The organism is Corallococcus sp. AB045, assembly GCF_003668895.1.
In the GTDB taxonomy this organism is placed as follows: Bacteria; Myxococcota; Myxococcia; order Myxococcales; family Myxococcaceae; genus Corallococcus; species Corallococcus coralloides.
Genome location: NZ_RAWN01000100.1, coordinates 1 through 12697 on the forward strand (window position 1 = coordinate 1; position 12697 = coordinate 12697).

Consider the following 12697-nt stretch of genomic DNA (forward strand, 5'->3'; position numbering starts at 1 on the left):
TTCCAACACATGACTGCTTACCTTCCGGGTGCGCGGCATGGGGCCGTGCCCCATCCGGTCCGCCCGCCCCTCCGCGCACGGCCCCATGCCGCGCACCCGGAAGGTAAGCAGTCATGTGTTGGAAAGCGCCCCCGGGTCTCATCCGCGCGGGCGACGCGGTGGGCTAGTAGTGCACGGAGACGAAGAGGCGCAACTGGTACGCGTCCTTCTGCACGTCCGGGTAGGTGTCGAAGCGGCTGTGGCGGCGGAACCAGTTCAGCTCCGAGCCCAGCCCCACGTGCTTGAACACCGGGACGTCCGCCTGGAGCTGGCCGGTGAACACCTGGTGGGAGCCGTCGGAGCCGTCCAGCACCACGAAGTGGGAGGTGCTCGCCTCCAGCGTGAGGACCTGCCAGGCGCCGCGCATGTACGTCATCTGGAGGTTCAAGCCCACGCCGGGGCCGTAGTCGTAATTGCGGTTCGCCTTGCCGCTGTGCTCGGAGGAGATGCCGGTGAGCAGGCTCCCGTCCACGAGCAGCGCGGTCCTCAGCTTCGAGCGCGCGTTGAAATGGCGCTCGTGCAGCAGGCCCAACTGCAGGGACTGTCCGCCCAGCTCGTACGCGTTCGTGTCCACGTGGCTGATCTGCTGGAGGAAGCCCAGGCGCAGCTCGTCCTTCTCCGTGCTCCAGAGTGACGACCTGGCGATCAACCCCTGGAGCCGCGAGTGGCTGATGAGGCTGCTCTCCTCCGTGGTGAACTGGACCCGCGCGTTGAAGGCGTCGAAGGGGCGGTGGAAGTCGCCCTGGTACATGTTGCCGTAGCGCATGTCGAGCTGGAGGAAGAACTGGTTCTCGCCCCAGATCAGGGGCTGGCCGTCGCCCAGCTTGAGGTAGCCCACGGCCCCCCAGATGGACAGCTCGCGCGGCCGCCACTCCGCTGGCGTGGGTTCCTGGCGCGTCACGTCGCCGCGCACCACGCGGTTGAAGCCACGCACGGGGCTCATGGCGGCGGCGGTGAGCTCGCGCACGAAGCGCTCTCCGCCCCGGGACTCCGTGTCCAGCACCAGCGAGGACAGCCGGTAGAGCCCCTCGCCAATGGCCATGCCGCCCACGGACGTGTTGATGAAGTCATTGGCGGACGGGTGCTCGTTCTCCGCGAACAGCTCCCACTGCGCGCTGCCAAACAGCGTGAAGGGCAGGGTGGCCAGGTAGGGCACGCCGTTGTCGCGCGCGGCCGTGTAGTAGAGGCTGCCGTGGTACGGGTGCGCGAACTGGTTGGTGAGGAAGCCGTCCGCGTCCCAGACGAAGCCCGTGCTCAGGTTCTCCTTCCACGAGTCCGGGCCCACCCGCGCCCACTCCTTGTTCGCGAGGACCCGGTCCCACGTCCAGACGAACAGGTTGATGGCGGTGATCTCCCCCACCGCGAGCCACGGGTGGACCTTCTCCCGGGACGCGTCCTCGCGGACGGTCTCCTCGTTCAGCGGGGCATCCGCTGGCGGCCCGGCCCGCACGGGAGCGTCAGGGGGAGGTGGAGGGGTGTCCTCGCACCGCTCCTCCTGCGCGAAGGCCGGCCCGCCCAGCAGCAGTCCGCAGGCGAACAGCGCGCCCCCCAGAGGCCACGGGCTTCTGCTCTGGCCGTGCCTCCGTCCGCGCCTGCCTCGCCCCATATCCCGCCCGTCGCACCCTCGCTCGCGGTGCCACGCCGCGTGACCTGAAGGTAGGGAGCCGGGCGCGGGATGAAACCCCGCCTCCCCCGGGGATGAGAGAGGCACGGCTTGCTGCACACAGGTGGCGCGCGACATGAAAAAGCCCGGCGGGATGCGCTCGGTGCGCTCCGGCCGGGCCTTCTCCTGCTTTCGCCTCCCGCGTCACGGGAGGCGGGGCACTACGCCTCCGGCGACTGGACGATGAGCTTCTCCTTGCCGCACACGTCACACCGCACGTGCACGAACAGGTCGTCGTCGCTCTCCTCGGGCACCTCGCCCTCGGGCACGCCCAGCTCCGCCTTGCCCAGCGCCGGCACCTTGGCCGGGATGTCCTGTGCCTTGAGCGACTGCACGTAGGTCATCTCGCGCTCGTGGCACTCGCGCACCTCCGGGCCGGACAGCCACTGCGGCTCCATGCCCTCCGGCAGCCGGCTGAGCAGCTCCAGGTTGGTCACGGACTCCGCCAGGTACGCCAGGCGGCGCAGCCGCGCCTCCTCCGGCAGGGCCGCGAACACCTGGAAGCCCTCCAGCAGCGCCTGCCGGTCCTCGCCCGTGGCCGCGTTCGCCAGCTCCAGCGACGCGTCCGCCGACTCCAGCGCCTCGTCCCAGTTGTTCTCCGGGTTGAAGCCCGCTTCCAGCAGCGACGTGTATAGCTGCGCGGCCGCCAGCCGGCGACGCACCTCGTGCAGGTGCTCCACCACCTCGTGCGTCAGGCGCAGCTCCAAGAGCGCCCCCGTGGTGCGCGGATCCACGGAGCCCGTGAGGTCGTCCACCTCCACCTCGGTGCGCAGCTCCGCCTTGAGCTGCTTCGCCGCGGCGAAGCGGAACAGGGGCAGCACGCCCACCTCGCGCAGGTACACCGCCGCGACGTTGGCCTCCTTGCCGCCCATGCGCAGCGCCTTCTGCGCGCGCTCCACCGCGCCGGGGTCCGCCGCGGGCTTCTTGTTCTCCAGCCGCGTCTTCACCGCCTCGCGGTAGAGCGTCTCCAGGGAGCTGCCCGGGGGCAGCCGCTGCGGCAAGAGCGGACGCAGGCCCGGCACGTCCAGCACCCAGAGCGGGGGCGCGCCCACGTGCTTGAGCGCCCGGAAGAAGAGCGAGCCCGGCGGATCCTGCGGCCGGAACGGGGGCAGCTCGTCCGGGTGCGGGGACGCCGCGCCGTCCATCGCGCCGCCCAGGTGCGACTGGCCGAGCATCTTCTCGCGCTGCTCACGGGTGAACGCCGTGATGCCCTGCACCGGCGGGGGCGGGGGCGGCGGGGCTTCCTCTCCGTCCAGGCCCGTCACGCGGTCCATGTCCACGTCGTCCATCTCCAGGTCTTCCAGACCCTTGGCGCCCGTGAAGTCACAGCGCAGGAGCTTGAGCTTCTCGAAGACACAGCCTTCCAGGTTGGCGCCGCGGAAGTCGCAGTCCTGTAGGCGGCCCCCGTGGAAGTAGGCGTTGGTGAGGTCCGTGTCCCGGAAGTTCATCTTCGACAGGTCACAGCGCTCCCACTCGGAGCCCACCAGCTCCAGTCCGGAGAGGTCGGCGTTGGCGGAGAACAGCTGCGTGAACGTGGCGCCCGTCTGGCCGGTGGGCGCCTGGCCGGACTTGCGCAGCTTGTTCCATTCGGCGGAACCGTTCTGCAGCAGCTTCTCGATAGTTGGGGCTTTCGGCATGGACCGCGAATTATTCGTGTGGTCTGGTCCAGGCGCCAGCACAAATGATCGAGTACCGAATCGAAGCCGACACAGTCGGGATGCGACTGGACAAGCACCTGCGCAAGCGGATGCCCAACGTCCCCGTCAGCCACCTCTTCAAGATGATCCGCACCAAGAAGGTGCGGGTGAACGGCAAGCGCGCGCAGCCGGAGCAGTTGCTTGTCGAAGGAGACGTGCTCACCATCCGCGGCACCGAAGAGCAGCTCACCCTCGCGGAGCGTCCGAAATCGGACCGTCCGCCCCCCCCGCCGCCACCGGTAGACCCCTCCCGGCTGGTCATCCTGTTGGAAGACGACTGGCTCATGGCCGTGGACAAGCCCAGCGGGATGGCCGTCCATACCGGTAGCGGCATCACCGGGGGCACCCTGGTGGACTACGTGCGCGCCTACCTGGGCCCCAAGGCCACCCGGAACGACTTCACCGCCTCACCCGCCCACCGCCTGGACCGGGAGACCTCCGGCGTCATCCTGGTGGCCAAGCGGCGCCCGGCGATGGTGCATTTCACGGAAATCTTCACCCACGGCCACCCGAAGAAGCGCTACCTGACCCTGGTGAAGGGAAAGATGCCCAAGGATTCCGGGGTCATCGACCTGCCGCTCGCCGAGCACCAGCAGACGGCCGAATCCAAGGCCCGTCGGGGAGTGAACATGCAGGAGGCCGTCACCCGGTGGAAGGTCGTGCGCCAGTCGAGCGAGGCAGCCCTCCTCTCCTGCACCATCGAGACCGGGCGCACGCATCAGATAAGAAGGCATCTGGTCGCCGTGGGCCACCCGGTGGCGGGTGACAAGAAGTACGGAGACTTCGCCTTCAACCGCGATGTGCGGGCGCGCTGGGGGCTCAAACGTCTGTTCCTGCACGCCGAGCGCATCGAATTTCCGCACCCCGAGGATGACAGGAAGGTCGTCGTTGAGACCCCCATGCCACCCGAATTGAAGGACGTGCTGAAGCGGGCGGCGCTCCTCTAAAGCCTTGAGCCCAGGACTCGACACAAACACGCATGGCCGACCCGAAGATTGACCGCAGCCGCTCCAAGCTGGTGCTCGACGGCGTTCCGCCCAAGCGCAACATCCTCGTGCGCTTGATGAAGCTCGCCGCCGTGCTGGGCCTCATGGGCGCCACCGCGGGCGTGCTCGCCGTCGTGGGCGCCTACTACGTCTTCTCCGACGGGCTGCCCGCCATCCCGAAGGTGGACGAGTACTGGCCGCCCATCGTCACGGAGGTCTACACCGACGACGCGGTGCTCGCGGGCGAGTTCTACAACGAGCGGCGCAAGGTGGTGCCCTACGAGCGCATCCCCAAGCGGCTCGTCCAGGCGTTCATCGCCAGCGAGGACTCCAGCTTCTTCGACCACTTCGGCGTGGACGTGCTGGGCACCACGCGCGCCGTCTCCAAGACGGTGATGACGAAGCTGGGCCTGCGCGCCGGCGGCGTGCAGGGCGGCTCCACGCTCACGCAGCAGACCGCGAAGGCGGTCCTCATCTCCGCGGAGGGCTACAAGGAGGCCACCGCGAAGACGCCCAAGCGCAAGATTCGCGAGGCCATCCTCGCCTTCCGGCTGGAGCAGGCGCTGACGAAGGAAGAGATTCTCTACCTCTACCTGAACAACGTCTTCCTCGGGCACCACAGCTACGGCGTGCAGAGCGCGGCGGAGAACTACTACCGCAAGGACGTGCGCGACCTGACGCTGGGGGAGATGACGCTCATCGCGGGCCTGCCCCAGGCGCCCAGCCGCTATTCGCCCTTCCTGCGTCCGGAGGCCGCGAAGAAGCGCCGCTCGTACGTGCTGGGCCGCATGCTGACGGAGGGCATGATTTCCAAGGCCGAGCATGACCAGGCCAACGCGGAGCCGGTGAAGGTGTACCCGGTGGAGGACGTCTTCCACGAGTTCGCCCCGTACTTCGTGGAGCAGGTGCGCAAGGACGTGGTGGACCGCTACGGCAACCCCGTGCTGCTGAAGGAAGGCCTCAAGGTCTTCACCACCATGGACAGCGAGCGCCAGCGCGCGGCGCAGGACTCCGTGCTGGACGGCCTGATGTCCGTGGACAAGCGCCAGGGCTGGCGCGGCCCGGTGATGCAGCTGGCCACCGAGCCTGAGCGCAGCGCCTTCATCACCAAGGCGAAGAAGGCCATGGGCAAGGAGGAGCTCGTCGAGAACCGCCTCTACGTGGGCGTCGTCACCCGCATCGACGACGACGGCAAGGGCTCGGACGTGCAGGTGGGGCCGCACCAGGGACGCCTGCCGCTGCTGGGCATGCGCTGGGCTCGCAAGGTGAACCCGGAGAGCTACTACCCGGCGAGCATGATCACCTCCGTCAAGAAGGCCGTGGCGGTGGGTGACGTCGTCGTCCTTCGTCACGTGGTGAAGAAGGAGCTCACGGACGACAAGGAGCAGTGGGACAAGAAGCTGGCGGAGGACATCCCCGAGGAGGGCGTGAAGCTCTTCCGGCTGGAGCAGACGCCGGAGGCGCAGAGCGCGCTGGTCTCCATCGACCCGCATCGCCAGTACCTCACCGCGATGGTGGGCGGCTACGACTTCGACGACAACGAGTTCAACCGCGCGTTCCAGGCGTGCCGTCAGCCGGGTTCGTCCTTCAAGCCCTTCGTGTACTCGGCGGCGCTGGAGCAGCTGAACTGGACGGAGGCCACCGTCATCGTGGACTCGCCCATCGTGGAGCACGACCCGGACAACAAGGTGTCGTGGAAGCCGGCCAACTACAGCGAGGAGTTCGTGGGTGACGTGCTCCTGCGCACGGCGCTGGTGAACTCCATGAACATCCCCGCGGTGAAGACGTTCGGCGCGGTGGGCGTGCACAACATGGCGGATTGGTCCAAGAAGCTGGGGCTGACGACGCCCATGAACATGGACTTCTCCGCGGCGCTGGGTTCGTCCTGCGTGTACCCGTTCGACCTCGCTTCCGCGTACGCGACCTTCAACCGCTACGGCCGCAAGAAGCCCACGTACTTCATCCGCAAGGTGGAGGACCGCTTCGGCCGCACGCTGGAGGACCATACGGCATTCGACGACGCGTGGGCCCCGCTGCAGGACCGCGTGGCCGCGGGCTACGCGCGCCTCTTCGAGCCGGGCGAGCAGGTGATGAGCGCGGAGACGGGCTTCATCCTCACGCACCTGTTGCGCGGCGTGGTGCTCCAGGGCACCGGCGGTCCCGCGCAGCGGCTGGGCAAGCCGGCGGCGGGCAAGACGGGCACGACGAACGACTCCTTCGACGCGTGGTTCGCGGCCTACACCAAGGACCTGGTGACGGTGGCGTGGGTGGGCTACGACCTGAACCCGCACCCGCTGGGCCGCTACGAGACGGGTGGCCGCGCGGCGCTGCCCATCTGGCTCAACTACATGAAGCGCGCGCTGGAGGGCCGGCCTCAGTCGGAGTTCTACCCCTGGCAGTCCATGCAGCTGGCGCGGCTCTACATCGACAAGAAGACGGGCAAGGTGTCCAGCCCCGGAGCCAAGGGCGCGGAGCTGATGTTCTTCAAGAAGGGCACCGAGCCGAAGGAGGCCGTGCCCGACAAGAACCAGGTCGGCGTGGACCAGTTCATGATGGGCGCGCAGTAACCGCCGCGCGCCGCATCGTCAGCGCAGTGCCCTTCAGGCGCCTTCGCGGAACGCACGCGAGGGCGCCTGATGTGCTTCCAGGGCCTTCCTCAGCGCGGCCACGTCCGGCCCCGCTTCCAGCACGGAGCGCGCGGCGGTGGGCAGCACCTGCCGCTCGCGGCCGGAGAAGAGCTTGGGCAAGTCAGAGAAGCCCGCGCCCTGCGACCCGATGCCCGGCGTGAGCAGCAGCGCGCCGCCCAGCCGCTCCACCACGTCGCGGTCGGCAGGAGGCAGCGTGGCGCCCATCACCGCGCCCGCGGGCAGCACGCTGGGGCCGGCCTTCTCGTTCAGCTCGCGCAGGCCGTCCGCCACGGCCTGGGCCACGGTGCGGCCGTCGCCGCCCACGGCGTTCTGCACGGGCACGCCTTCCGGGTTGGACGAGCGCACCACCACGAAGGCGCAGGCCCCGTGAGCCCGCGCGCGCTCCACCGTCTTCGCGAGCGCGCCCAGGCCCAGGTACGCGGTGAAGGTGGCGGCGTCCACGTCGTACGCGCTGCCCTTGCCGAACAGCGATTCCGCGTAGGCGTCCATGGTGGACCCGATGTCGCCGCGCTTCACGTCCAGCAGCGTGAGGGTGCCCGCGGCGCGGAAGCGCTTGAGCACGCGCTGGAGCACGACGAGCCCTTCGGGGCCGTGGCGCTCGAAGAAGGCGCTCTGGGGCTTCACCACCGCGAGCGTCTCACCGGCCGCGTCGGCCAGCCGGTCGCAGAAGTCGGACAGGCCCTGCACCGTGTCCGGCAGGTTCCAGCGGGCGAGCACGTCGCGGGACGGGTCCAGGCCCAGGCAGAAGGGGGAGCGCTCGTCGGCGAGCTTCGCGAAGCGCTGTGCGAAGGACGGGGTCGTCATGGGAGGGGCTCCTCTCACTTCAACCGGCGCGCGGTGGCGTCGAACAGCGGATTGGGCATGACCTTCAGGACGCGCATGGGCGTGGACAGCTGCCAGGGGAAGCTCACCTCCGCGGCGCCCGCGAAGATGGCGCGGCCCATGCGCGCGACGGCGTCCTCGGTCTCCATGAGGAAGGGCATGGGGAAGGTGTTCTTCGCGGTGAGTTCGCTCTTCACGAAGCCCGGGTAGACGCACGTCACCTGGACGCCGGTGCCCTTCAGGTCCACGCGCAGGCTCTCCATGAACGTGGCGAGGAAGGCCTTGGACGCGGAGTAGGCGGCGTGGCCCGCGAGCCCCCGCATCCCCGCGAGGCTGGACACGCCGACGATGTGGCCCCGGCGGCGCTCCACCATCTGCGGCAGCACCGCGCACAGCGTGGCGGCGGCGCCGGTGACGTTGGTGTCGATGATGGAGCGGGTGCGCTCCCAGTCCATGCGCTTGCCGTGCGTGGGCCCGCCGATGCCGGCGTTGGCCACCACCAGGTCCAGCCCGCCGCACTCCGCGTCGATGGCGCGGATGCGCTCCTGAGAGGCCTCCGAGGCGCTGACGTCCATGACGACGGGCTCCACCGCGGCGCCCGCGGCCTGGGCCTCCGCGGAGAGGGCCTGCAAGTGTGTCAGCCGCCGGCCCGTCGCGAAGACGCGCACGCCGTGCTTCGCCAGCCACAGGGCCAGTCCACGTCCCAGGCCGCTCGAGGCGCCAGTCACCAGCGCCGTCCGGTAGGTCATCTCCGCCATGCCGTCCTCCGAAGGGTGTCGCAGCGGCCCGCCTTGTCGCACGGTTGCGCGTCCGAGGGCACGCAAAACACCTGCCCCCCACCCGAGGACGAGGTGCTGCCGCCGACACGTTGACACCCTGGGGCAAGGGACTCTTCGGGAGTGTGGGACGCATGGCGTGGTGGAACTGCATCCTGGTGGTGGACGACGACCTGGACCTGCTTCGGGCCTACGTGGACCTGGACGTGCTGCTGGGCGCGGTGGCGGCCTACGTCAGGCCGGCCGGCTCCCAGGCCCATCCTCCCCAGTGACGGGCCTCAGCGGAACGGCGGCACCGGCTGGCTTTTGAACCAGTCCGTCGCGTTCAGCAGGTGCAGGTCGTGCTTGCCGCCGGGCCGCAGCTCGATGCCGCCCGTCACCGCGCCCAGCGACGCCAGCAGGGCGCCCGTGATGTTGCCCTGCACGAGGTCCAGGTGGCCTTCGAGCGAGAAGCTCTCGCCCTTCGCCTTCAGCTCGCGCAGCTGGAGTCCGCGCTCGTCGATCTGCACCTGCCCCGTCACCTCCACCTTGGGGATGTTGAGCAGGGACGTGAGGAAGCCGGGCAGCTTCTTGGACGAAGTAATCAGCGCGACGATGGGCTGCGTGTCGGTGAGCTGGCTTGCGAAGCGCGCCTTCAGCACCGTGGGGGACAGGGAGAGGCTGGCGCGCGGCAGGGTGAAGTTCCCGCTCCAGGCGCGGATGGGCACGTTGCCGTTGGAGGACACGTCTCTCAGCCGCAGCGTCGTCCCGCTCAGGCCCAGCTCCGTCATGTCCCAGGACAGGTGACGTGCATCCACCTCCACCTCCGCGCGCAGGAGGACCTTGTTGGGCCCCATGCGTCCGGAGACGAGGTCCGTGTCCATGCGCAGCTCCAGGGCGTTGCGCGCCTTCGCGCCCTTGGACGGCTCCTCGCTGCGCACCGTCACGTGGCCGGAGTCGATTTCCAGTGTCTGGCCCAGCCACGGATTGAGCACGCGCAGGTCCAGGGGCTTGCTCTTCGCCACGCGCAGCTCGGGCTTCAGGTCCAGGCCGGGCTGACCTTCACGCCGCCGGGCCTGCACGGTGAGGGCGACCTCCGGCACGTCCAGGTCGTGGCCCTTGGGGCCCGACACGTGCACGGGCGCGAAGGCCAGCCGCAGCGAGCCTGACGGCTGTCCCTTCGGCTCCGCGTCCATGGACGCCTGGAGGCTCCACGGAGCCCGGACGCGCATGGGCCCGGCTCTCAAATCCAGCGCCTCACCGGAGGCCTTGAGCTGGCTGCCCGGCTCCAGCGTGTTGCGCTCCATGCGCACGTCCAGGTCCACCCGTCCCGCGCCGCCGCGCAGCGACACGGGGGCGCTTTCGCCCAGCAGGTCGTTGATCCAGTCCAGCGGCAGCACGTCGATGCGCGTCTTCACCTGGCCGCCCAGGGCCTGGGAGAGGTCGTAGCCCTTGTCTGTCCGGAAGGGCGCGTCGAGCCGGGCGCGCGAGTCGAGCGACTCCAGCCGCGCCACGCGCTTGCCGTCCACTTCGATGAAGCCCTCGGCCACGCGCACCGAGGGCAGGTCCACCTGGAGCCGTTCGCGGGACTGGAGGTTCAGCGTGCCGGTGACGTCCAGCGCGCCCACGAAGCGCACGCGGCTGAAGTCCAGCTCACGCACTTCGTGCAGCGTGACGTCCTTCAGGTGGATGACCCAGGGCTTGCTGCTCGATTCGGACGGTTGTTCGGGCGCGCCGGACGGCTCCAGGTGGAAGCTGGCGCCGTGCCCGTCGATGCCGTCCACGTCCACGCGCTTGCGCAGCAGGCCCGTGAGGGACATGCCCGCCTCCAGCGCGTCCACCTCCACCCTCCACCAGACATCCGAGTCCTGCTGGGTGAGGGTGAAGCCCTGCAGGTGGAGCCGGCCCACGGGCCACAGCCACCACGCGCGCTGCCACGTCAGCTGCGTGCGGTCCGTCGCGCGGCCCATGATGGCCTGGGTGACGCCCGTGTTGAGCGCGACGTTGATGGCGACCTCCAGCACCGCCACCGCCACCAAGGCCCACAGGGCGACGCGGCGCCAGCGCCTGCCGCTAGGGGCTGCGTCCTGCACGTCCGGGGAAGGGGAGACGGTCATGTCGCGAGGTTCCGGGAAGGGGCCCTGGATGACTCATACTCCCGGGACGCACAAGGCGTGTTTCCTCGCGAAGATGGATTAGAAACACCGTCCATGGACCAGTCCACCCGGGACCACTTCGCCAACCTGAGCAGCGATGACGCCGACTCCCGCTATGCCTCCTTTCGGCACGTGATGGAGGTGACGCAGGCGAAGGTGGCCTGGGCCGCCGAGGTCTGGGACGGGCTGCTGGCGCTGCTGAAGGAAGGCGACAACCACCAGCGCGCCATCGCCGCGCAGGTGCTGGCGAACCTGGCCAAGAGCGACACCGAAGGGCGGATGCCCAAGGACCTGGACCGGCTCATCGCGGCGACGAAGGACGAGAAGTTCGTCACCGCGCGGCACTCGCTCCAGTGCCTCTGGCGCGTGGCCACGGCGAGCGATGCCCTGCGCAAGGCGGTGGTGGACAAGCTGAAGAAGCGCTTCAAGGAGTGCGCCACGGAGAAGAACGGGACGCTCATCCGCTACGACATCCTGGAGGTCCTGCGGAAGACGCATGACGCCACGCCGGACCCGGCGCTGCCTCCGCTGGCCTTCTCGCTCATCGAGCTGGAGGAGGACCCGAAGTACCGCAAGAAGTACTCGGGCCTCTGGAAGGACCTGATGCCCAAGCCCGCGCGCGGCGCGAAGGCGTAGGCCGCACCTTCGCGCCGGGCCGCCCTCAGTGGACGGGTGCTGGCGCGACGGGAACTCCCGGAAGGTGGCCAGGAACCGGCCCACGACCGCCTGCGCGGGTACCAGGACGAACGCGCGGTCGATCATCCAGGAGAAGTAGCCGACGGAGTCCTCGGAGCGCTCCAGCGGATCCGCGCACAGGTCGAAGATGAGCGGGACGCGGCGGGCAGGGGACAACCAGCAGGGGAGCGGCGTGGCGTGCGGAGGGCGTGGCTGGATGTCATTGCCCCGGCGCACAGGCGTTCTCATCCTCCTGGGGAACCCCCTGTGGAAGGACGGGTGTGCCGATGGGAATCGCGGGCCGTGCGGGACCCATCGAGGCGCTGCGCAACCTGACGTTGTCGCTGCAGCGCATGGTGGCGACCGAGATCGCGACCGGCGTGGTGCGTGGCACGGCCGAAGGGCTCCGCGAGGAGGCACCCGACGGCGACGGTCAGTTGCACACCTTGCTCCAGGACCTGCTCACGGTGCTGAGCCGCATGGCACACGAGGCCGCCGAGCGTGAACCTGGAGCGTCGGCGGGAGCGACCGAGGTGCTGGCGGCTGCGGCCATGGAGGGGGCGCTGAAGGCGTTGGAGAAGGAGTGGAATGACGGGGGCCTGCCGCTCCACGGCTTCATGGTGAGGCTCAACCACCTCTTCGACGAAGTGGTGACGTTCGCCCATTCCCGCACGGATGAGATCCGCACGCCGGGCGAGCGCTCCCAGGTGATGGCCCGGGGCGTGGTGAAGGCGGCCACGGAGCAGCTGCATGACTGCCTTCCGGCCATCCTGGAGGACGCGCGCGGCGTGGTGCCATTGGGGGAGGAGGTGGCCTCGAAGGTGGGCCGGGGCCTGGTGTTGGGCGTCGAGTCCACGCTGCGCGAGGACTCCGCCTGGCTGTTGGGGTTGGTGGAGCAGGCAGGGCAGGGGTTGGTGCGGGGGCTGGCGGCGGGCCTCCACGAGGAGCTGGCGACGAATCCGGTGGCCTCCGGGGAGGCGCTGGGCGCATCCCTGGCGAAGCTCGCCGAGCGCACCGCGGCGGCGACCGTCCGGGGAGCGGGGAGCGCGCTCACGCAGGAGGAGCTCCGCTGGCGAGCGGCTCCACGCAACCAGGACCTCGTGCGGCGCACGAGCCGGGCGGTCACGGCCGGAGCGCTGGAGGCCCTGGGGGAGCGGCTGCGCAGGCCTCTGATGGCGCTCGCGGGAGCAGGCAGCGCGCTCGTGGCGCTGACAGTGTTGTCCTCTCGCTGGCGCCACGCGTAAGGAGCGAGCTGT

At 69.6% G+C, this 12697-nt stretch carries 10 protein-coding genes; 5 read left to right on the forward strand and 5 right to left on the reverse strand.

Translation table 11 applies throughout. The features are described 5' to 3' along the window. Positions 1–163: 163 nt before the first annotated feature. Both D7Y21_RS22875 and D7Y21_RS22880 read right to left on the reverse strand, forming a co-directional pair. Positions 164–1489: a DUF3943 domain-containing protein gene (locus D7Y21_RS22875; RefSeq protein WP_233592031.1), complete on the reverse strand. Its 1326-nt coding sequence runs from the start codon at positions 1487–1489 to the stop codon at positions 164–166. A gap of 374 nt (positions 1490–1863) precedes the next feature. Beyond that, a complete protein-coding gene (locus D7Y21_RS22880; RefSeq protein ID WP_199724652.1) occupies positions 1864–3339 on the reverse strand; it encodes a pentapeptide repeat-containing protein in 1476 nt (491 codons plus the stop codon). A 44-nt stretch (positions 3340–3383) separates the two neighbouring features. On the opposite strand from D7Y21_RS22880, the gene D7Y21_RS22885 reads away from it, so the two are divergent. Next, a complete protein-coding gene (locus tag D7Y21_RS22885) occupies positions 3384–4346 on the forward strand; it encodes an RluA family pseudouridine synthase (RefSeq protein WP_120567632.1) in 963 nt (320 codons plus the stop codon). A 32-nt stretch (positions 4347–4378) separates the two neighbouring features. Further along, positions 4379–6952, forward strand: a complete 2574-nt coding sequence (locus D7Y21_RS22890; RefSeq protein WP_121715687.1) for a penicillin-binding protein 1A — start codon at positions 4379–4381, stop codon at positions 6950–6952. Positions 6953–6985: 33 nt separating this feature from the next. Here D7Y21_RS22890 and pyrF read toward each other — a convergent pair whose 3' ends face one another. Together pyrF and D7Y21_RS22900 are read right to left on the reverse strand one after the other, a co-directional pair. Then, the gene (gene pyrF, locus D7Y21_RS22895; protein WP_121715689.1) at positions 6986–7837 is read right to left on the reverse strand and encodes an orotidine-5'-phosphate decarboxylase; all 852 of its coding nucleotides are present in this window, start codon (positions 7835–7837) and stop codon (positions 6986–6988) included. A 14-nt stretch (positions 7838–7851) separates the two neighbouring features. After that, positions 7852–8613, reverse strand: a complete 762-nt coding sequence (locus D7Y21_RS22900) for an SDR family NAD(P)-dependent oxidoreductase (RefSeq protein ID WP_120567629.1) — start codon at positions 8611–8613, stop codon at positions 7852–7854. Positions 8614–8765: 152 nt separating this feature from the next. Between D7Y21_RS22900 and D7Y21_RS41865 the strand changes: the two genes are divergently transcribed. Beyond that, complete coding sequence (locus tag D7Y21_RS41865) at positions 8766–8903, forward strand: hypothetical protein (protein WP_158619456.1); 138 nt, start codon at positions 8766–8768, stop codon at positions 8901–8903. A gap of 6 nt (positions 8904–8909) precedes the next feature. On the opposite strand, the gene D7Y21_RS22905 is transcribed toward D7Y21_RS41865, so the two are convergent. Further along, on the reverse strand, positions 8910–10727 hold the full coding sequence (locus D7Y21_RS22905; protein WP_120567628.1) for a hypothetical protein: 1818 nt from the start codon (positions 10725–10727) through the stop codon (positions 8910–8912). A gap of 93 nt (positions 10728–10820) precedes the next feature. Here D7Y21_RS22905 and D7Y21_RS22910 point away from each other — a divergent pair, with 93 nt between their 5' ends. Next, positions 10821–11402: a hypothetical protein gene (locus D7Y21_RS22910; protein ID WP_121715692.1), complete on the forward strand. Its 582-nt coding sequence runs from the start codon at positions 10821–10823 to the stop codon at positions 11400–11402. Positions 11403–11728: 326 nt separating this feature from the next. Beyond that, a complete protein-coding gene (locus tag D7Y21_RS43505; RefSeq protein ID WP_120567626.1) occupies positions 11729–12685 on the forward strand; it encodes a hypothetical protein in 957 nt (318 codons plus the stop codon). Positions 12686–12697: the final 12 nt, after the last annotated feature.